This is a genomic window from Rahnella sp. PD12R (genome assembly GCF_019200965.1).
GTDB lineage: Bacteria > Pseudomonadota > Gammaproteobacteria > Enterobacterales > Enterobacteriaceae > Rahnella > Rahnella laticis.
Map to the genome: position 1 here is coordinate 250,575 of NZ_JAHTMS010000006.1, position 21,167 is coordinate 271,741.

General features: G+C 52.4%; 19 protein-coding genes and 1 other annotated feature. Of the genes, 13 read left to right on the forward strand and 6 right to left on the reverse strand.

Annotated elements, in window-relative coordinates; genetic code table 11:
• Positions 1–51: 51 nt before the first annotated feature.
• Together sltY and trpR are read left to right on the forward strand one after the other, a co-directional pair.
• Positions 52–1,971, forward strand: coding sequence for a murein transglycosylase (gene sltY, locus KWG64_RS14060; protein WP_195824004.1), 1,920 nt, complete (start codon positions 52–54; stop codon positions 1,969–1,971).
• A gap of 56 nt (positions 1,972–2,027) precedes the next feature.
• A complete protein-coding gene (trpR, locus tag KWG64_RS14065) occupies positions 2,028–2,363 on the forward strand; it encodes a trp operon repressor (protein ID WP_104923402.1) in 336 nt (111 codons plus the stop codon).
• 36 nt (positions 2,364–2,399) lie between these two features.
• Here the strand turns inward: trpR and yjjX are convergent, their stop codons facing one another.
• Positions 2,400–2,933 (reverse strand): inosine/xanthosine triphosphatase, encoded by a 534-nt coding sequence (gene yjjX / locus KWG64_RS14070; RefSeq protein ID WP_195813683.1) that lies wholly within the window; start codon positions 2,931–2,933, stop codon positions 2,400–2,402.
• A 51-nt stretch (positions 2,934–2,984) separates the two neighbouring features.
• Between yjjX and gpmB the strand changes: the two genes are divergently transcribed.
• A complete protein-coding gene (gene gpmB, locus KWG64_RS14075; protein ID WP_218522229.1) occupies positions 2,985–3,632 on the forward strand; it encodes a 2,3-diphosphoglycerate-dependent phosphoglycerate mutase GpmB in 648 nt (215 codons plus the stop codon).
• A gap of 12 nt (positions 3,633–3,644) precedes the next feature.
• Here the strand turns inward: gpmB and robA are convergent, their stop codons facing one another.
• Positions 3,645–4,508 (reverse strand): MDR efflux pump AcrAB transcriptional activator RobA, encoded by an 864-nt coding sequence (gene robA / locus KWG64_RS14080; protein ID WP_195813685.1) that lies wholly within the window; start codon positions 4,506–4,508, stop codon positions 3,645–3,647.
• Positions 4,509–4,714: 206 nt separating this feature from the next.
• On the opposite strand from robA, the gene creA reads away from it, so the two are divergent.
• Positions 4,715–5,197, forward strand: a complete 483-nt coding sequence (creA, locus tag KWG64_RS14085; RefSeq protein ID WP_195813972.1) for a protein CreA — start codon at positions 4,715–4,717, stop codon at positions 5,195–5,197.
• Between the two features lie 102 nt (positions 5,198–5,299).
• Here creA and arcA read toward each other — a convergent pair whose 3' ends face one another.
• Positions 5,300–6,016, reverse strand: coding sequence for a two-component system response regulator ArcA (arcA, locus tag KWG64_RS14090; RefSeq protein ID WP_013577079.1), 717 nt, complete (start codon positions 6,014–6,016; stop codon positions 5,300–5,302).
• A gap of 665 nt (positions 6,017–6,681) precedes the next feature.
• On the opposite strand from arcA, the gene KWG64_RS14095 reads away from it, so the two are divergent.
• The 5 genes from KWG64_RS14095 (at position 6,682) to thrC (ending at position 12,447) form a co-directional block, all read left to right on the forward strand.
• Positions 6,682–7,368: a tRNA/rRNA methyltransferase gene (locus KWG64_RS14095; RefSeq protein ID WP_195823869.1), complete on the forward strand. Its 687-nt coding sequence runs from the start codon at positions 6,682–6,684 to the stop codon at positions 7,366–7,368.
• Positions 7,369–7,584: 216 nt separating this feature from the next.
• On the forward strand, positions 7,585–7,653 hold the full coding sequence (thrL, locus tag KWG64_RS14100) for a thr operon leader peptide (RefSeq protein WP_071823645.1): 69 nt from the start codon (positions 7,585–7,587) through the stop codon (positions 7,651–7,653).
• Positions 7,592–7,708 (forward strand) — a sequence feature (Thr leader region). Its footprint overlaps the gene before it by 62 nt.
• Positions 7,709–7,742: 34 nt before the next feature.
• Complete coding sequence (gene thrA / locus KWG64_RS14105; protein WP_218522230.1) at positions 7,743–10,202, forward strand: bifunctional aspartate kinase/homoserine dehydrogenase I; 2,460 nt, start codon at positions 7,743–7,745, stop codon at positions 10,200–10,202.
• 1 nt (position 10,203) lies between these two features.
• Entirely contained in the window at positions 10,204–11,133 is a 930-nt protein-coding gene (gene thrB, locus KWG64_RS14110) for a homoserine kinase (protein WP_218522231.1), read from the forward strand.
• A gap of 24 nt (positions 11,134–11,157) precedes the next feature.
• Entirely contained in the window at positions 11,158–12,447 is a 1,290-nt protein-coding gene (thrC, locus tag KWG64_RS14115; protein WP_195813688.1) for a threonine synthase, read from the forward strand.
• A gap of 69 nt (positions 12,448–12,516) precedes the next feature.
• Here thrC and yaaA read toward each other — a convergent pair whose 3' ends face one another.
• Both yaaA and KWG64_RS14125 read right to left on the reverse strand, forming a co-directional pair.
• Positions 12,517–13,290 carry a peroxide stress protein YaaA gene (gene yaaA / locus KWG64_RS14120; RefSeq protein WP_218522232.1) on the reverse strand — a complete coding sequence of 258 codons (774 nt, stop codon included), beginning with the start codon at positions 13,288–13,290 and terminating at the stop codon, positions 12,517–12,519.
• Between the two features lie 111 nt (positions 13,291–13,401).
• Positions 13,402–14,829, reverse strand: a complete 1,428-nt coding sequence (locus tag KWG64_RS14125; RefSeq protein ID WP_218522233.1) for a sodium:alanine symporter family protein — start codon at positions 14,827–14,829, stop codon at positions 13,402–13,404.
• A 275-nt stretch (positions 14,830–15,104) separates the two neighbouring features.
• Between KWG64_RS14125 and tal the strand changes: the two genes are divergently transcribed.
• The 3 genes from tal to KWG64_RS14140 all read left to right on the forward strand — a co-directional run bounded on the left by tal (position 15,105) and on the right by KWG64_RS14140 (position 18,222).
• Entirely contained in the window at positions 15,105–16,058 is a 954-nt protein-coding gene (gene tal, locus KWG64_RS14130; protein WP_152325183.1) for a transaldolase, read from the forward strand.
• A 124-nt stretch (positions 16,059–16,182) separates the two neighbouring features.
• The gene (gene mog, locus KWG64_RS14135) at positions 16,183–16,770 is read left to right on the forward strand and encodes a molybdopterin adenylyltransferase (RefSeq protein ID WP_218522234.1); all 588 of its coding nucleotides are present in this window, start codon (positions 16,183–16,185) and stop codon (positions 16,768–16,770) included.
• Positions 16,771–16,899: 129 nt separating this feature from the next.
• Positions 16,900–18,222, forward strand: coding sequence for an MFS transporter (locus KWG64_RS14140; protein ID WP_218522235.1), 1,323 nt, complete (start codon positions 16,900–16,902; stop codon positions 18,220–18,222).
• Positions 18,223–18,295: 73 nt separating this feature from the next.
• Here KWG64_RS14140 and satP read toward each other — a convergent pair whose 3' ends face one another.
• A complete protein-coding gene (gene satP / locus KWG64_RS14145; protein WP_104923390.1) occupies positions 18,296–18,895 on the reverse strand; it encodes an acetate uptake transporter in 600 nt (199 codons plus the stop codon).
• A gap of 319 nt (positions 18,896–19,214) precedes the next feature.
• Between satP and dnaK the strand changes: the two genes are divergently transcribed.
• On the forward strand, positions 19,215–21,116 hold the full coding sequence (gene dnaK, locus KWG64_RS14150; protein WP_195813692.1) for a molecular chaperone DnaK: 1,902 nt from the start codon (positions 19,215–19,217) through the stop codon (positions 21,114–21,116).
• Positions 21,117–21,167: the final 51 nt, after the last annotated feature.

Sequence of the window (21,167 nt, forward strand, 5' to 3'; positions counted from 1 at the left end):
CTGGCACAGCAGGAAAGACAACCCGTGAGGATAAAGGCAAGTATGGTCAAGGTGGACAAATGGCACGCTCTGGCAATGAGCGTAGTGCTGGTGACAGCATCAGGCGTGGCGAAAGCGGATTCGCTGGATTCGCAACGTCAGCACTATATGCAGATTAAACAGGCGTGGGATAACAATCAGATGGACGTCGTTGGCCAGCTGATGCCGACGCTCGAAGATTATCCTCTTTATCCTTATCTCGAATACCGCCAGCTGACGCAGGATCTGGGCGAGGCGACACCGGCTCAGGTGAATGCTTTTGTGAAAGCGAATCCGACCTTGCCGCCGGCGCGTTCCCTGCCTGCACGCTTTGTGAATGAACTGGCGCGTCGTCAGGACTGGAACAGTTTGCTGTCTTTCAGCCCGCAGCCGCCGAAGCCGGTCGCCGCCCGCTGTAATTATTACTATGCCAAATGGGCCACCGGCGATCAGAAAACCGCGTTTGATGGCGCGAAAGATATCTGGTTAACCGGCACGTCGCTGCCGAATACCTGTGACAAATTATTCACCGTTTGGCAGGGCGCAGGCAATCAGACGGCACTGACGACGCTGCAACGTATTGGTCTGGCGATGAAAGCCGGGAATACCAGTCTGGTGAGTTATCTGGCGAAGCAGCTGCCGCCGGATTATCAGACGATGCGCGACGCACTGGTTGATCTGCAAAACAACCCGAATACGATTGAAAGCTTTGCGCGCAACGTCGGGCCGACCGATTTCACCCGTAACGCCACCAGCATTACGTTCGCCCGCATTGCCCGCGATGATTCGGAAAACGCGCGTTCGATGATCCCGGTTCTGGCGCGTTTGCAGAAGATGAGTGACAGCGATCGTCTGGAACTGGAAGAAGCCGTTGCCTGGCGTTATATGGGCAGCGATGCCACGCCGGAGCAGGCCGCATGGCGTGATAACGTGATCTTGCGCAGCCATTCCACCACGCTGGTTGAACGTCGGATCCGCATGGCGCTGGCTGCCGGTGACCGTCAGGGCCTGAGTCAGTGGCTGGAGCGTTTGCCTTCGGACGCTTTGCAGCAGGACGAATGGCAATACTGGCGTGCGTCGGTCATGATCGACAAAGGGCAGCGTTCGCAGGGTGAAGCGATGCTGCGTACATTAATGCAGGGGCGCGGTTTTTATCCGATGGCGGCGGCGCAAAAGCTGAATGTCGCGTATCCGATGCAGATTTCTGTGGCGACGAAACCGGACGCCAGCATAGCGGCATTACCGGAAGTAGCCCGCGTACGTGAACTGATGTACTGGCAGATGGACAATCTGGCGCGCACCGAATGGAGCTATCTGGTGAGCAGCCGCAGTACGGCGCAGCAATCCGCGCTGGCGCGTTATGCCTTCGAGCAAAAATGGCCGGATCTGAGCGTACAGGCCACGATAACCGGCAAGCTGTGGGATTATCTCGAAGAACGTTTCCCGCTGGCATGGCCGGATGAATTCCGCCGTGCGACCAACGATAAAGGCATCACCCAAAGTTACGCGATGGCGATTGCCCGTCAGGAAAGCGCATGGAATCCGAAAGCGCGTTCTCCGGTGGGCGCGGCGGGCCTGATGCAGGTTATGCCTGCGACGGCGCAGCATACGGTGGATATGTTCGGTTTGCAGGGTTACAGCAATCCGGCGCAGTTGCTGGATCCGCAGATGAATATCACCATCGGCACCAGCTATCTTGAATACGTCTACCAGATGTTTGGCCGCAACCGTATTTTATCCAGCGCCGCCTATAACGCCGGTCCGTCACGGGTGAATACCTGGCTGGGAACCAGCGCGGGCAGGGTGGACTCCGTCGCATTTATCGAAAGTATCCCTTTCTCTGAAACGCGCCGATATGTTAAAAATGTGTTGGCTTATGATGCGTTTTATCGCTATTTTTTACATCAACCGGCCAAAATTTTGACGGATGCCGAATGGCAGAGGCGTTACTGATTTTCGGGCGTTTATGTTAAGCTGCTGTACTAGTTCAATAGTATGGCAGCCCTCACATGACGCAACGAACACTCACTGACCCTGCTCTTTCCCAACAAGGCAATGAGGACTGGCAGTGCTTTCTGGCACTGCTACAGCAATCTTTTGCTGAAAATCTGCATCAGGATTTGTTGCAACTGCTTCTGACGCCCGACGAACGTGCGGCGCTGGGAACGCGGGTGCGCATTATTCAGGAACTGATGCGGGGAGAAATGAGCCAGCGGGAGCTGAAAAGCCAGCTGGGTGCCGGTATCGCGACGATAACCCGGGGTTCCAATGGCCTGAAAACGGCACCGGCGGAACTGAAGGAATGGTTGGGTGAGCAGTTACTGTCAGAAAAAACGGACGACTGATGCGTCCGTTTTCGTTTTAATTTCAGGTTTCAAAACTCAGTGCGTCTGCGCGCGAGCCTGATACACCGGATTATGGAACGGCGCTAAAGCCAGAACCAGCGCCTGATGATAAACGCTGGTGCGCGTCAGTTTACCCGCCGTAAAAATGCCAATCGCGCCGCCTTTACGTTTAACTTCTGCAATACCGGTCAGCTTCTCCATCTCATCTCCCAATTCGCTGCCCTGATTGATTCCCTGTAAAATAATTTCAGGTAACATCAGGCTCGCAGAACGGGATTCGCCGCGCTGGTGCATATTCTCAATCACCATCCAGGCGAACGTCATATTGTCTTCGATACCGGCTTCCACGCCGACCCAGAAGTCCGCTTCCGGGCGAACCTGACGCGCACCAATGACGCGATGACGCGCACCGGTACGGGTTTCATTACTGCCGATGGGCTGATTTGGAACACCACTATCGACGTCAACGCCTTCAATGCGAAACGCCTCAGCGCCGAAAATGTCTTCAAAAGCCATGGCGATAGCTTTGATCTTTGCCGGGTTAGTGGTTGCAGCGACAACATGGTACATAGAGTTCTGGCATCCTTTAGCAAATTTCACGCAGTATAACGGAAAACACACATGTTACAGGTATATCTCGTCCGTCACGGCGAAACAGAATGGAACGCAGCGCGTCGTATTCAGGGGCAGTCAGACAGCCCTCTGACGGCTAAAGGTCTTTATCAGGCCCGTCAGGTTGCTGAGCGCGTGCGCAACGAAGGGATCACTCACGTTATCACCAGTGATTTAGGGCGTACCCGTCACACCGCGCAGATTATCGCTGATGCCTGCGGCTGTGAAGTGATCAATGAGCCGCGTCTGCGCGAGTTGCATATGGGCGTGCTGGAAGAACGTGTTCTGGATGGCCTGACTGAGCAGGAAGAAATCTGGCGTAAGCAGATGGTGGATGGCTCACCGCAAGGGCGAATTCCGGAAGGCGAAACCATGACGGAGCTGGCGGCGCGTATGCGTGCTGCGCTCGATAATTGCCTGCAACTGCCGCCGGGCAGCAAACCTCTGCTGGTCAGCCACGGCATTGCGCTGGGGTGTCTGATCAGTACGATTCTGGGACTGCCTGCGTATGCGGAACGTCGTCTTCGCCTGCGTAACTGTTCATTGTCGCGCGTGGATCATCAGCAAAGTGCGTGGCTGGCGAATGGCTGGATTGTGGAAACGGCGGGCGATGTATCACATCTGGATCTGCCCGCGTTAGACGAGATACAACGCTAACGCCTTGAGGCGTTAGCGGCGGATTGGGATCAGGTAATCACACTGTATTTCTAATGGTGCAGTGCCGGGAGCACGGCCATTAGTGTAGAAGCGTTCGATATCCTGTCCTTTTCTGCGGGTCAGTTTCAGCGTTGGCAGACAGGTGCTGTACAACGTCAGAATAAACTCCTGCAAATGCTCAGGCGTGCCATTGTAGTGGAACATGGCGTACTCGCCTTCCTGCAACACAATCGGCTGACCTTCAACATTTTCAGGCAGATGCGCAGGCTCAAGCGCGGTCGTGTAAAGGACTTCCTGTTCGTCATCTTTTTCCTGGCTTGGACGCGAATGGTGCAGGCCATAGAGTATCGGTGGCAGCGTTTTCGCTTCACCAATATATTGACGCCAGAAATGGCGGCGCATTTCGTTACGGTACGTGGTGATTTGCTCCAGCGTACAGGCGTAACTTTGCGTCATACCGATCAGATGCTGCTCAGGCAGCGCGATATATTCCGGCTGAGGCAGAATAAACGCACCCAGACGAATTGGCGGGCAGATCCCGAAGGAATGCCAGTCTTCAGCACGACGATACAGTGCCGGAGTTTGAGCAAATTGCTTTTTGAATGCCCGTGTAAACGTTTGTTGAGAGTCAAAACGGTACTGAAGGGCGATATCTAAAATGGGGCGACTGGTGAGGCGCAAGGCGACGGCGGCTTTAGAAAGACGACGCGCGCGAATATAAGCACCGATTGCATTGTTTGTGACATCTTTAAACATTCGCTGCAGGTGCCACTTGGAATAGCCGGCCTTGGCTGCGACATTGTCGAGTGACAAGGGCTGGTCTAAATGGGTTTCTAACCAGCTAAGAAGGTCACGAATGATTCCTGCTTGATCCATAGATCGTCCTCGTTGAGCTAAGATAATTCACAGAATGTTGCGCGCATAATAGCAACTTTTTACTGATAAGACTTCCTAAGAATTTTTTGGCTATCTGTGCTATTTGCAGGTGTTACAGAGTATTTCATTCAGAAACTGTGAATGCACGCTTTCCGAATGGGGTTTCTTTAGAAAACAACGTCATGCTCATGACGTGGAGTAACTTAATGAAAAAGTGTTGGATTTTTGTGTTTGGGATGTTTGTTTTTTGTTCCGGGGCGGCGCATGCCGAGGAAGTCGGGTCGGTCGATACGGTCTTCAAATTGTTCGGACCGGACCATAAAATCGTCGTCGAGGCCTTTGATGATCCTGATATTAAAAATGTAACGTGTTATATCAGTCGCGCGAAAACCGGCGGGATTAAAGGCGGATTAGGGCTGGCAGAAGACACATCCGATGCGGCGATTTCCTGCCAGCAGGTTGGCCCGATCGAACTGAGCGATAAGATTAAACAAGGCAAAGACAAGGGAACGGTTGTGTTTCAGAAACGGACTTCCCTGGTGTTTAAAAAGCTTCAGGTCGTTCGCTTTTACGATGAAAAGCGCAATGCACTTATCTATATGAGTTATTCAGACAAAGTCGTCGATGGCTCACCTAAAAATGCGCTGAGCGCTGTTCCGATCATTCCGTGGGCGCATACGACGCCGTAAGTTTTTGAGGATGTTCAAAGCAGAACTCAAACAAAAGGCCAGCTTTCGCTGGCCTTTGACGTTTTATTGCGTCGTCTACAGAGCGGTTGGCAACCTTCTGTATTAGTCTTCCAGATCACCACAGAAACGGTAACCTTCGCCATGAATAGTCGCGATAATTTCCGGAGTATCTGGCGTCGCTTCGAAGTGTTTACGAATGCGGCGAATGGTGACGTCAACAGTACGGTCATGCGGCTTGAGCTCGCGGCCGGTCATTTTCTTCAGCAGGTCGCCACGGGTTTGAATTTTGCCCGGGTTTTCGCAGAAGTGCAGCATCGCGCGGAATTCGCTGCGCGGTAACTTGTATTGTTCGCCCTGCGGGCTGATCAGTGAACGGCTGTTGATGTCCAGTTCCCAACCATTGAATTTGTAGCTTTCGACCAGACGACGTTCTTCACCGGTCGTGCCCAGGTTCATCGTGCGGGACAACAGATTGCGTGCGCGGATAGTCAGTTCGCGCGGGTTGAATGGCTTAGTGATGTAATCATCAGCGCCGATTTCCAGACCCAGAATTTTGTCGACTTCGTTGTCGCGGCCCGTCAGGAACATCAGTGCAACGCTGGCTTGTTCGCGTAATTCGCGTGCCAGCAGCAGGCCATTTTTGCCTGGCAGGTTGATATCCATGATAACCAGATTGATGTCATTTTCGGACAGAATGTGGTGCATTTCAGCGCCATCATTGGCTTCATGTACCATGTAGCCTTCTGCTTCAAAAATGCTCTTTAACGTATTACGTGTCACTAACTCGTCTTCGACGATCAGAATGTGAGGGGTCTGCATGATTGCTACCTAAGATTGCCAACAAATAGAAAATAGGAGTACAGAAGTCCTTGTTATCCCAATGAATTTTGATGCCTTATTGGCCATCTCACTCGTTACATGACTAAAGTACGTAAACGCGTTCTCGATGCAATTTCCATCAACGGCAACAACATCGCAAGCTCGGTCAGGGATTCCACTTTCTGCAGTTCCACGGGGTCCTAAAGCGGCGAACATCCTAACCCTATTAACAGCAATATAACAGCGAGTGCCGAAATTACCACCCAACAAAATTACGGTTTGTTGACATATATCAAGTTCAATTGTAGCACGGTAACAGAACAGTGAAAAACACTTACAAGAATGCACGCTTGAGTCACATTTCGGCCTTTATTGTACACGATTCAGCAATTCATCAGGCAACGAAAGATAAATGCAAAATCTGTATGTGTCGTTATTATATATCCATATGAAAAATAATGATAAATTTTTCTTTAAAGTTGGCTTAACCGCGCCAGCACCTTTTTTTCCTATCGGGTAAGCTTTTCCGATAAAATAAAAGAATATATTGAGCCGACTGTTAAGTTCTTGTGAAGAATATAAGCGATGAATAGTTTTGGAATCGGATAAAATTTCATCGCTGAAAAACGGGCGGCAATTTCATTCACTCTTTGCAGGGGCGCGACATGCAACTTCATATTATTTTAGTTTCTCCGGCCCGCCCGGAAAATGTCGGCGCGGCAGCCCGGGCAATGAAAACGATGGGCTTCGCGTCATTGCGCATTGTCGACAGCGAAGCGCACCTTAAGCCGGAAGCTGGCTGGGTTGCGCACGGTTCGCAGGAGATCCTGCAAAATGCGCTGCATTTCAATACGCTCGCCGAAGCGCTGGCCGACATTGATTTTACCGTCGCCACAACTGCACGCAGCCGCGCGCGTTTTCACTATTACTGCACGCCGCAGGAATTGCAGGTTCAGCTCGAAGAGAAGAGCGACTGGGTAAACCACGCGGCGCTGGTGTTCGGGCGCGAAGATTCCGGGCTGACGAATGAAGAGCTGGAACTTGCCGATGTTCTGACCGGCGTCCCGATGGTGGCGGATTACCCGTCGCTGAATCTGGGCCAGGCGGTGATGGTTTTCTGCTATCAGTTGTCGGCGCTGAATCAGGTGACGTCGGCGAAAGCAGAAAATGCGCAGGAAGGGCAGTTGTCTGCACTGCGTGGCAGAGTGGATCGTTTACTGGAAAATGTCGGTGCCGGAGACGACCAGAAACTGTCCGACTGGCTGCATCAGAGGCTCGGTCTTTTGCAGCAGCGTGACGCCGCAATGCTGCACACTTTGCTGCATGACATCGAAAAAAAGCTGACCCAATGATCTGACGGGAATAACCGCTTCACTGGTGTGATCTTCGGTGTGAAGGAAGCAGACCTGCGGATAACACTGGAAATGTTTTTAAAGGCAGCTCATTATCCATTTAATTCTGTCCGTGATTAACCGGGCAAAAACAGAAAAAAATTGACTTATTGTGCCTTATGCTTTAGCTAATAGAGGCAGACAGAGTACAAACCTAAAGACAGACAGAAAAATAAAATGCGAATCATCAGCCTGAACACAACAATTATTACCACCACCGATACCACAGGTAACGGGGCGGGCTGACGCGTACAGGAAAAAGAAAAAAAGCCCGCACCTAAACAGTGCGGGCTTTTTTTTTACATTTAAACGAGAGCTTCAGGAGAGAACCAGAAATGCGAGTGTTGAAATTTGGCGGGACCTCGGTAGCAAACGCAGAACGCTTCTTGCGGGTTGCGGACATTATGGAAAGCAATGCGCGTCAGGGACAGGTCGCGACGGTATTATCCGCGCCTGCCAAAATTACCAACTATCTGGTTGCCATGATTGAACGGACTGTCGCCGGACAGGACATCAAGACCATCATGAGCGACGCAGAAAACATTTTTGGTCAGCTGATTACCGGTCTGGCGGCACAGCAGCCGGGCTTTGATTTACCGAAAGTGAAAGCGTTTGTTGATCAGGAATTCGCTCAGCTTAAACAGTTACTGCACGGCATCGCGCTGCTGGGCCAATGCCCGGACAGCGTGAACGCTTCAATCATCTGTCGTGGCGAAAAGCTCTCTATCGCCATTATGGAAGCCGTTTTCCTTGCGAAAGGGTTTGGCGTCACCGTCATTAACCCGGTCGAAAAGCTGCTGGCTCAGGGCCACTATCTCGAATCCACTGTCGATATCAACGAATCCACCCGCCGTATTGCCGCCAGCGCCATTCCTGCCGATCACATTGTGCTGATGGCCGGTTTCACCGCGGGCAACGAGAAGGGTGAACTGGTTGTGCTGGGGCGTAACGGCTCCGACTATTCTGCGGCCGTGCTGGCGGCGTGTTTACGCGCTGATTGCTGCGAGATCTGGACTGACGTCGACGGCGTCTATACCTGTGACCCGCGCACTGTGCCTGATGCCCGTTTGCTGAAATCCATGTCGTATCAGGAAGCGATGGAGCTGTCGTACTTCGGCGCAAAAGTGCTTCACCCGCGCACCATCCTGCCGATTGCTCAGTTCCAGATCCCTTGCCTGATTAAAAACACCACGAACCCGCAGGCGCCGGGCACCCTGATTGGCAGCGAAAGCCTCGGCGACAATACGCCGGTCAAAGGCATCACCAACCTGAATAATATGGCAATGATCAACGTCTCCGGTCCGGGGATGAAAGGGATGATCGGCATGGCGGCGCGCGTTTTTGCAGTGATGTCGCGTTCCGGGATTTCCGTTGTGCTGATCACCCAGTCTTCGTCTGAATACAGCATCAGCTTCTGCGTGCCGCAAAGTGAGCTGGTTCGCGCACGCAAGGCGCTGGAAGATGAATTCTACCTTGAGCTGAAAGATGGCCTGCTTGAGCCGCTGGATGTCATGGAAAAACTGGCCGTGATTTCTGTGGTCGGCGACGGCATGCGTACGCTGCGCGGTATTTCGGCGAAATTCTTCTCCGCACTGGCGCGTGCCAATATCAATATCGTCGCCATCGCGCAGGGTTCTTCTGAGCGTTCCATTTCCGTTGTGGTGAATAACGAAGATGCCACTACCGGTGTCCGCGTCAGCCACCAGATGTTGTTCAACACCGATCAGGTTATCGAAGTCTTTCTGATTGGCGTCGGCGGTGTCGGCGGGGCGTTGATCGAACAGATTCGCCGTCAGCAGGCTTGGCTGAAAACCAAGCATATCGATCTGCGCGTTTGCGGCATCGCCAATTCCCGCGCGTTGCTTACCAACGTCCACGGCATTCCGCTCGATACCTGGCAGGACGAACTGGGCGCGGCGAAAGAGCCTCTGAATCTGGGCCGTCTGATCCGCCTGGTGAAGGAATACCATCTGCTGAACCCGGTGATTGTTGACTGTACGTCCAGCCAGGAAGTGGCGGACCAATATGCCGATTTCCTGGCCGATGGTTTCCACGTCGTCACGCCGAATAAAAAAGCCAATACCTCATCGATGAATTATTACCATCAGCTGCGTAAAGCGGCAGATGGTTCGCGTCGAAAATTCCTGTACGACACCAACGTCGGCGCCGGTTTGCCGGTTATCGAGAACCTGCAAAACCTGTTAAATGCAGGCGATGAACTGCTGCGTTTCTCGGGGATCCTCTCCGGATCGCTGTCCTTCATTTTCGGTAAGCTGGACGAAGGTATGTCACTGTCTGCCGCCACCTTGCAGGCGCGCGATATGGGCTACACCGAGCCGGATCCGCGTGACGATTTGTCGGGTATGGACGTCGCCCGTAAGTTGCTTATTCTGGCGCGTGAAGCCGGTTATAAGCTGGAATTAACGGATATCGATGTGGAATCTGTTTTGCCTGCGTCTTTTGATTCCTCAGGCAACGTAAATGAGTTTGTGGCCCGCCTGCCGGAACTGGACGCCGAATTTGCTCAGCGCGTTGCAGATGCGACAGCAGCGGGTAAAGTATTGCGCTACGTCGGCGCTATCGAAGAAGGGCGTTGCAAGGTAAAAATCGACGCCGTCGATGGTAATGACCCGCTTTATAAAGTAAAAAATGGTGAGAATGCGCTGGCGTTTTACAGCCGCTATTATCAGCCGTTACCGCTGGTGTTGCGCGGTTATGGTGCCGGTAATGATGTGACGGCGGCGGGTGTGTTTGCCGATCTTTTGAGAACGCTGTCATGGAAGTTAGGAGTTTAATATGGTTAAGGTGTATGCCCCGGCTTCAATTGGGAACGTCAGCGTAGGTTTCGACGTTCTGGGCGCAGCAGTGTCTCCGGTGGATGGCACGCTTCTGGGTGATTGCGTATCGGTAGAAGCCGCCACAACATTCAGCCTGAAAAACGAAGGCAAGTTTGTTTCCAAGCTGCCTGACCGGATGGAAGACAACATCGTTTATCAGTGCTGGCAGCGTTTCTGTCAGGAAATCGGCAAAGATGTGCCGGTGGCCATGACGCTTGAAAAGAATATGCCGATCGGTTCCGGGCTGGGTTCCAGCGCCTGTTCGGTGGTTGCCGGTCTGATGGCGATGAACGAATTCTGCGGCAAGCCGCTCAGCGACAACAAAATGCTGGAGCTGATGGGTGAGCTGGAAGGACGGATTTCCGGGAGTGTGCATTTTGATAACGTCGCGCCGTGCTATCTGGGCGGCATCCAGCTGATGCTCGAAGAGCTGGATATCATCAGCCAGAATGTGCCAAGTTTTGACGACTGGCTGTGGGTGATGGCGTATCCGGGCATCAAAGTCTCGACGGCGGAAGCGCGCGCGATTTTACCGGCACAGTATCGCCGCCAGGATTGCATCAGCCACGGGCGTTATCTGGCGGGCTTTATTCATGCGTGCCATACACAGCAACTGGCGCTGGCCGCGAAGCTGATGAAAGATGTGATCGCCGAACCTTACCGCACACGTCTTCTGCCGGGTTTTGCCGAAGCACGCAGCGCGGCCGAAGAAATCGGTGCGCTGGCTTGCGGGATTTCCGGTTCCGGCCCAACGCTGTTTGCCGTCTGCAATGACAGCGCAACCGCGAAACGTATGGCCGACTGGTTGCAGACGCACTATCTGCAAAATGACGAAGGCTTTGTTCATATTTGTCGTCTGGATACCGCTGGCGCGCGGGTATTGGGATAACTCGATAATCGACTGGGATAACTAATGAAACTGTACAACCTGAAGGATCACAACGAGCAAGTGAGTTTTGCGCAGGCCGTCAAACAAGGTCTGGGCAAACAACAGGGATTATTCTTCCCGCTCGACCTGCCGGAATTTGAGCTGACTGAAATTGACCGCCTGCTGGATCTGGATTTCGTCACCCGCAGCACGCGCATTCTTTCTGCTTTTATCGGCGATGAAATTCCTGAAGATGAATTGCATCAGCGCGTGAAAAACGCGTTTGCCTTCCCTGCGCCTGTCGCAAAAGTGGAAGACGATATTGCCTGTCTGGAGCTGTTCCACGGCCCGACCCTGGCATTTAAAGATTTCGGTGGCCGCTTCATGGCGCAGATCCTGACGCAGGTTTCTGGCGATCAGCCGGTCACGATCCTGACCGCAACATCCGGTGATACCGGTGCTGCTGTGGCGCACGCTTTCCACGGTCTGAAAAACGTTCGTGTGGTGATCCTGTATCCGCGCGGCAAAATCAGCCCGCTTCAGGAAAAACTGTTCTGTACTCTCGGTGGCAATATTCACACCGTGGCTATCGATGGCGATTTCGACGCCTGTCAGGCGCTGGTCAAACAGGCGTTTGATGATGAAGAACTGAAACATGCGCTGAAGCTGAACTCCGCAAACTCCATCAACATCAGCCGTCTGCTGGCGCAGATTTGCTATTACTTCGAAGCCGTGGCGCAACTGCCGCAGGAAGCCCGCAATCAGCTGGTCGTTTCTGTGCCAAGCGGTAACTTTGGTGACCTGACCGCCGGTTTGCTGGCGAAATCCCTCGGTCTGCCAGTGAAGCGTTTCATCGCTGCCACCAACGCCAATGACACCGTGCCGCGTTTCCTGAGCAATGGCGAATGGGAACCGAAGAAAACCGTTGCAACATTGTCGAACGCCATGGACGTCAGCCAGCCTAACAACTGGCCGCGCGTGGAAGAATTGTATCGCCGTAAAATCTGGCAACTGAAAGATCTCGGTTTTGGTGCGGTTAGCGATGACACCACGGAAGACGCGATGCGCGAGCTGGCGAATATCGGTTACATCTCTGAACCGCATGCCGCCATTGCTTACCGCGTTCTGCGTGACCAGTTGCAACCGGGCGAATTCGGCCTGTTCATCGGCACGGCGCATCCGGCGAAGTTCAAAGAAAGCGTGGAAGCGATTTTGGATCAGGATATCGGCTTGCCGAAAGAACTGGCGGATCGCGCTGATCTGCCACTGCTGTCGCACAATCTGCCGGCAGACTTCAGTGAAATGCGCGCATTCCTGATGGCACTGCCTGAATAAAGTACGTGGCATTCTGAAATGCAAAAAGCCCTCTTCGTGAGGGCTTTTTTACGGGCGCAGAAAGGTGAATCAGCGTTCAGGGCGGGTAAAGACCAGCTCGTTGCCCTGCGATCGTGACTCGTCAAAGGAATAACCTTCCAGATTGAAATCCTGCATTTGTTTCGCCTTATCCAGACGCTCTTTGATGATAAAGCGGCTCATCAGCCCGCGCGCTTTCTTCGCGTAGAAGCTGATGACTTTGTATTTGCCATTTTTCTCATCAAGGAAAACAGGTTTGATGATTTCGCCATCCAGCAGTTTAGGTTTTACCGCTTTGAAATATTCGTCGGACGCCAGATTCACCAGCACTTTGCTTTTCTGTTCGCTCAGCAGCTGATTGAGTTTTTCGGTCAGCAACTCGCCCCAGAAGGCATAAAGATTGGCACCCTGAGGATTTTCCAGGCGGATACCCATTTCCAGGCGATACGGCATCATCAGATCCAGCGGACGAAGAAGTCCGTACAAACCCGATAACATCCGCAGATGTTTCTGGGCAAAATCGAAATCTTTTTCGCTGAAGTCTTCGGCTTGTAAGCCGGTATAAACGTCACCTTTGAACGCCAGTAACGCCTGACGTGCATTTTCCGGCGTGAAATCCGGCTGCCAGTCATTGAAGCGCTCTGCGTTCAGATGAGCCAGTTTATCGCTGATCCCCATCAGTGAAGAGATCTGCGCAGGCGACATTTTACGCGCTACCGTGATCAGCTGAGCTGATTTATCCAGCAACTCAGGTTGGGTATAGCGCGTTGTCGCAAGCGGGCTTTCGTAATCGAGCGTTTTGGCAGGTGAAATAATGGTCAGCATAGTCTCGTCCGTTGGTCAGTGACGCTTCAAATTTGGGATTTTTCGTTGCATTACTGTAGCAAAAAAGCCGCTGCGGGGGAGCCATGATATCGATAGGTAAAAGTTTAACTGTTAGTGCCGGGATGGTTTTTTATCCCAAATGCCCGGCTCCAGCTGGTCGCGCAATTCCGGGAAATGGTCGGGATTAAACACCGGTATTTTCCCCATGCGTTGCTGGCGTTCGTAGTCTTTCACCACTTTGACCGCCACGCCCGAAAGCAGCAGCAGCGCGGTCAGGTTCAGTATTGCCATCAGCGCCATGAAGATATCCGCCAGTTTCCAGACGATATGCAGTTCCATCAGGCAGCCGCAGAACACCATCCCGATGACCATCAGGCGGAAAATCAGCAATTTATACGGCGCGGCGCGGTGAACAAAACTCAGGTTGTTTTCCGCATACGCGTAGTTGCCTGAGATAGAAGTAAAGGCGAAGGAAAACACCAGTACGGCCAGCGCGATGTGGCTCCATCCGCCCGTCGCAGGCGTGATGGCCTGCTGCAATAAGCGGATACCAAAAGGCGCGTCCGGATGATCAAGTACGCCGGACGTCAGTACAATCAGCGCCGTGGCGGTGCAAATCACCACGGTATCGATAAAGACGGCAAACATCTGGTTGAAACCCATGGTGGCGGGGTGGCTGACCGACGCCATCGCCGCCGCGTTTGGCGAAGAGCCGACGCCCGCTTCGCTGGCAAAAACGCCGCGCTGCATTCCCTGAGTGATGGCCTGCGTGACGCCGTAGGCCAGCGCGCCCGATGCAGCTTCCTGCAAGCCGAAAGCGCTTCTGAAGACCAGCGCAATCACCTGTGGCAATTTTTCGATGTTATGACCGATGACCCAGACCGCCAGCAGCAGATACGCACAGGCCATCAGCGGAACCATCCATTTGGAAAGCCAGATAACAGAACGTATACCGCCAAAAATCAGCAGGGCGGTCATCGTAGCCAGAATAGCGGCGGTGGTCAGATGGGGAACGTGCAGCAAATGAAAGGAGGCCTGAGCAATGGAATTAGCCTGTAACGCACTGAAAACAAAGCCGCAGGAGACAACCATCAGGAAGGAAAAAAGAATGCCCATCCAGCGCATACCCAGTCCTTTCTCCATGTAATCTGCCGGGCCGCCGCGAAATTTACCGCGCTCGCCAACGCCTTTGTATATCTGCGCCAGCGTGTTTTCAATCAGCGCCGTCGCCATGCTGAAAACGGCGATGACCCACATCCAGAAAATCGCGCCTGGCCCGCCGAGGGTAATGGCTATCGCCACGCCGGTCAGGTTACCGGTACCAATACGTGAGGATAAACTCAGGCAAAGCGTGCCCCAGGCCGACATTCCCCGTGGATCGCGGCCAGGCTTAAAAAGGGCAGGGGAAAACAGATGTCTGAAACGGCGGAACTGGATGAAACTCAGGCGAATGGTGAGGTAAATGCCGGTGCCAAACAGCAGGTAAATCAGGATGGAACTCCAGAGAATAGTGTCAAAAAAATCCAGCAGATCATTCATGAATTATCCTTGGTTGATAAACCCTTCATTTTTTTAGTTGTTCGCTCAGAGGGCTATGACCACTTTGGTTGGCTAACATACCTTTTTTATTGAAACGGGGACATATGCAAATTGGCTGATTTTGTGTGTTTTGGAAGGTGAGAAATCCATAGATGTTCGTAGCCGAGCATGCCGCGATAAGCGCCTTGCGCGTGGCTTTTTGCATGTTATCATCAGCCAAAGGCAAGGCATGAAAATGCCTATACGAAAACGTCCAAACGATGAGATATGCCAAAATGACCGATAAACTGACTTCCCTACGCCAAATGACTCAGGTTGTTGCTGACACCGGAGATATCGCGGCAATGAAGTTGTACCAGCCGCAGGATGCGACCACTAACCCGTCACTGATCCTCAGCGCTGCGCAAATTCCTGAATACCGTAAACTGATCGACGAAGCAATCGCCTGGGCACGTGACCAGAGCAGCGATCACGATCAGCAGATTACTGATGCAGCTGACAAACTGGCAGTGAACATCGGTCTGGAAATCCTGAAACTTGTCCCGGGCCGTATTTCGACTGAAGTTGACGCTCGTCTGTCTTACGACACTGACGCGAGCGTGGCAAAAGCGAAACGCCTGATCAAACTGTACAACGATGCGGGCATCAGCAACGACCGTATCCTGATCAAACTGGCTTCTACCTGGCAGGGTATCCGCGCAGCGGAAAAACTGGAAAAAGAAGGCATCAACTGTAACCTGACGCTGCTCTTCTCCTTCGCTCAGGCGCGTGCATGTGCTGAAGCCGGTGTGTTCCTGATTTCTCCATTCGTTGGCCGTATCCTCGACTGGTACAAAGCCAATGGCGACAAAAAAGAGTTCGCACCGAATGAAGATCCGGGCGTTGTGTCCGTGACCGAAATCTACGAATACTACAAACAACATGGCTATGAAACTGTCGTGATGGGTGCAAGCTTCCGTAACATCGGCGAAATCATCGAACTGGCTGGCTGTGACCGTCTGACCATCGCACCTGCACTGCTGAAAGAGCTGGCAGAAAGCGAAGGCCCACTGGAACGCAAACTGTCCTTCTCCGGCGAAACCAAGCCACGCCCTGCGCCACTGACTGAAGCTCAGTTCTACTGGGACCACAACCAGGATCCAATGGCGATCGACAAACTGGCAGATGGCATCCGTAAGTTTGCAATCGATCAGGGCAAACTGGAAAAAATGATTTCTGACCTGCTGTAATCAGCACTCAGTTTTCGACAAAAAGCGGCTAATCAGCCGCTTTTTTTTTGTCTGCGATAAAACCCCGCGCCGTTATCGATATAATGAGGCTTATTGAAAGCAGATTTTGTCACGGAGAAATAGCATGGATAAATTGCGAATTGGTCTGGTATCGGTGTCAGACCGTGCGTCGGGTGGGGTGTATCAGGACAAAGGTATTCCGGCGCTGGAAGAATGGCTGGAAAAAGCGCTCATCACGCCCTTCAAGCTGGAAACCCGGCTTATTCCGGATGAACAACCTCTGATTGAACAGGCGATCAGCGAACTGGTCGATGAAAGCGGTTGTCATCTGGTGCTGACCACCGGCGGAACCGGCCCGGCGCGCCGTGATGTGACACCGGACGCCACGCTGGCCATCGCCGATCGTGAGATGCCGGGCTTTGGTGAACAGATGCGTCAGATCAGCCTGCACTTTGTCCCGACGGCAATTTTATCGCGTCAGGTCGGCGTGATCCGCAAACAGGCGCTGATCCTCAACTTACCGGGACAACCCAAATCCATTCAGGAAACGCTGGGAGGTCTGAAAGACGCGGAAGGCAAAGTGATCGTTTCCGGTATTTTCGCCAGCGTGCCCTACTGCATCCAGTTGCTCGACGGGCCGTATATTGAAACGCACGACCATGTGGTAGCAGCATTTCGTCCAAAAAGTGCCCGTCGCGACACAAAAAACTGAATACGCTTTGTTTTTGAAATAAGATTCAGGCGCTCTGGTGTGAAAAATATTTGCCGCTATAGTAATAATTACTTTACAGAAAGCGGCAAAAACCGTTTCCATTTTCACTCTGGCGTCACACGGACTCTTATGCAACACGCACAATCGCGCCGGCTGGACCGGCAGGACTTCAAAACGCTTTCCCTAGCTGCGCTGGGCGGCGCCCTCGAATTCTACGATTTCATCATTTTCGTCTTCTTCGCTGCGGTTATTGGCGACCTTTTCTTCCCGGCTGATATGCCCGACTGGCTGCGTCAGGTGCAGACGTTTGGCATTTTTGCCGCCGGTTATCTGGCGCGCCCGCTGGGCGGCATTATCATGGCGCACTTTGGGGATCTGGTTGGCCGCAAACGGATGTTCAGCCTGAGTATTCTGCTGATGGCGTTACCGACGCTGGCGATGGGGCTCCTGCCGACGTACGCTTCTATCGGCATTGCCGCACCGTTATTGCTTTTACTGATGCGTATTTTGCAGGGCGCAGCGATCGGCGGCGAAGTGCCGGGAGCCTGGGTTTTTGTAGCGGAACACGTTCCGCGTAACCGTATTGGTTTTGCCTGCGGAACGCTGACTGCCGGCCTGACAATGGGTATCCTGCTGGGTTCCCTTGTGGCAACTTTACTGAACACCAGCATGACGCCTGCTACGATCAGCCAATATGGCTGGCGCATTCCGTTCTTTATCGGCGGGGTTTTCGGGTTAATCGCCCTGTATCTGCGCCGCTGGTTGCAGGAAACGCCGGTCTTTATCGAGATGAAAGCCCACAAAGCGCTGGCAGAAGAATTGCCGCTGAAGGCCGTTGTCGCGAATCATAAAAAAGAAATCGTGGTGTCGATGCTGATGACCTGGCTGTTGTCTGCGGGGATCGTAGTCGTCATTCTGATGACGCCGACGTGGCTGCAAAAACAGTTTGGCATTCCGGCGGCAGCGGCGTTGCAGGCAAACTGCCTCGCCACCGTTGCGCTGATGTTCGGCTGCATTATTTCGGGCAGTGTTGTGGATCGTCTGGGTGCCAGTAAGACGTTTATTATCGGCAGCCTGTTCCTCGGAATTTGCAGCTGGAGTTTCTATAACATGGTTGCGGCTGATCCGTCTGTGCTGATGGGGATGTACGCGCTGGCCGGTTTAAGCGTGGGCGTGGTTGGCGCGGTGCCGTATGTGATGGTGCGGGCTTTCCCGGCGGAAGTGCGGTTTACCGGGATTTCTTTCTCTTACAATGTGGCTTACGCCATTTTTGGTGGCCTGACGCCGGTGTTCGTGACGCTTATCATGCGTCTGACACCAATGGCACCGGCTTATTACGTGCTGGCATTGTCCGTGATTGGTTTACTGACCGGCATTTATCTCAGCCGTGATCTAAACAGTGAAACCGCCCGCGAAGCTAAATTTGCAGAGCGCGCCGCTTCAGGCCAGTAAGCTTCTTAAACTCATTTTTGGCGTAAAAAAAAGCCCCGTTCATTCGGGGCTTTTTCGTCTCAGACGTCGCGCGTTATGCCGTAACCGCATTCACATCGCGAGCGTGGCTTTTCGGTTCGCCAATCGGCAAAACGGTGCGGCCATACTGCTCGTTGAGCACTTCGGCCATCGCCAGATAAATCGCGCTGGCGCCACAGAAGATACCTTCAAAACCGGCAAAATGCAGAACTGCTGTATTGCCGGTCATGTTGCCGAAACACAGCAGGGCAAACAAAATGGTCAGGCTGCCGAAAACGACCTGTAAACCACGGTTTGCTTTCAACGTGCCAAAAAACATGAAGAGAGTGAAAACGCCCCAGATGCCCAGATAAGCGCCCAGGAAACTTTCGCTGCTGGCATCGGCCATGCCCATGCGTGGCAGCATCAGAATACCGACCAGGCTCAGCCAGAACGCACCGTAGGAGGTGAACGCGGTGGTGCCGAAGGTATTCCCTTTTTTAAATTCCATCATCCCTGCAAGGATTTGAATCAAACCACCATAAAAAATGCCCATGCTGACAATAACAGCGGTCAGCGGGAAAAAGCCTGCGTTGTGTAAATTCAACAAGATAGTAGTCATACCAAATCCCATTAACCCGAGCGGGCCTGGATTTGCCAACGTTTTGGTCTGCATAGATCCTCTGTATCAGAATTATTATTAATTGATAATCGGGGGAAGAAACGCTTGGGAAATGGGTAAAAAAGCCGCATATCTTTGGAAGCGCGCGGCATCATAAGGAGGGATGCGTCAGTAAACATTGATCTGGCGTAACAGCAATTGAAGATTTTTTTTCACTTTGCCCCTTGATGCTGAGCGTCATGGCCCCATCTTATCCTCAACCGCAGTTGTTACCGTCGGTAAAACCGTAATATGGGGCTGTTGAAATCGAAAAGATCGTCCTCATATACAGTAGCAACCTGAACGAATATGAATTTAAGTGGAGACGTTTTAGATGGGTAAAATTATTGGGATCGACCTGGGCACCACCAACTCTTGTGTAGCTATCATGGATGGCACGACTGCTCGTGTACTGGAGAATGCCGAAGGCGACCGCACCACTCCTTCCATCATCGCTTATGCGGCAGATGGCGAGACTCTGGTAGGTTCTCCGGCTAAACGTCAGGCAGTGACCAACCCGCAGAACACCTTGTTTGCGATCAAACGCCTGATTGGCCGTCGCTTTCAGGATGAAGAAGTACAACGCGATAAAGGCATTATGCCTTACCAGATCGTAGGCTCCGACAACGGCGACGCCTGGATCGACATTAAAGGTCAGAAAATTGCACCTCCGCAGATCTCTGCTGAAGTGTTGAAGAAAATGAAGAAAACTGCTGAAGATTATCTGGGCGAACCAGTAACTGAAGCTGTTATCACCGTACCTGCATACTTCAACGATGCACAGCGTCAGGCAACGAAAGACGCCGGCCGTATCGCAGGTCTGGAAGTCAAACGTATCATCAACGAACCAACTGCTGCGGCACTGGCTTACGGCCTGGATCGCGAAATCGGTAACCGCACTATCGCGGTATACGACCTCGGTGGTGGTACTTTCGATATCTCTATTATCGAAATCGACGAAGTTGACGGTGAAAAAACCTTCGAAGTTCTGGCAACCAACGGTGATACTCACCTCGGTGGTGAAGACTTCGACAGCCGTCTGATCAACTATCTGGTTGAAGAGTTTAAGAAAGAACAAGGTATGGATCTGCGTAATGATCCGCTGGCAATGCAACGTCTGAAAGAAGCGGCTGAAAAAGCGAAGATTGAATTGTCTTCTGCTCAGCAGACCGACGTTAACCTGCCGTATATCACTGCGGATGCAACCGGTCCAAAACACATGAACATCAAAGTGACCCGTGCAAAACTGGAATCTTTGGTGGAAGACCTGGTTAACCGTTGTATTGAACCACTGAAAGTGGCTCTGAAAGACGCAGGTCTGTCTGTCTCTGACGTTCAGGACGTGATCCTGGTCGGTGGTCAGACGCGTATGCCAATGGTTCAGAAGAAAGTGGCTGAATTCTTTGGTAAAGAACCACGTAAAGACGTGAACCCGGACGAAGCTGTGGCAATCGGTGCAGCAGTTCAGGGTGGTGTGTTGGCTGGTGATGTTAAAGACGTTCTGTTGCTGGACGTGACTCCGTTGTCTCTGGGTATCGAAACCATGGGCAGCGTGATGACTCCGCTCATCACCAAAAACACCACTATCCCGACGAAACACAGCCAGGTGTTCTCTACTGCGGAAGACAACCAGTCTGCAGTAACCATCCATGTGTTGCAGGGTGAGCGTAAACGTTCAAGTGATAACAAATCTCTGGGTCAGTTCAACCTGGACGGTATTCAGGCAGCGCCACGCGGTCAGGCACAGATCGAAGTGACCTTCGACCTTGACGCCGACGGTATCCTGCATGTGTCTGCGAAAGACAAAAATACCGGCCGTGAGCAGAAGATCACCATCAAGGCATCTTCTGGTCTGACGGAAGAAGAGATCCAGCAAATGGTCAACGATGCCGAAGCGAATGCTGAAGCTGACCGTAAGTTTGAAGAACTGGTTCAGACCCGCAACCAGGCGGATCATCTGATCCACGGAACCCGTAAGCAACTGGAAGAAGCCGGCGACAAACTGCCAGCTGAAGACAAAACTGCGGTTGAAGAAGCCCTGAAAGCACTGGAAGTTTCTGCTAAAGGTGAAGACAAGGCTGATATCGAAGCGAAAATCCAGGCGCTGGTTCAGGTTTCCGGCAAACTGATGGAAATGGCTCAGCAGCAAGGCCAGACCGAAGGCAGCGATGACAGCGCGAAGAAAGATGACGACGTTGTTGATGCTGAATTCGAAGAAGTTAAAGACAAGAAATAATCGCCCTTTAGCGGGCACAGTAAGAGTTCATTACTGAAAACCAGCACGGGC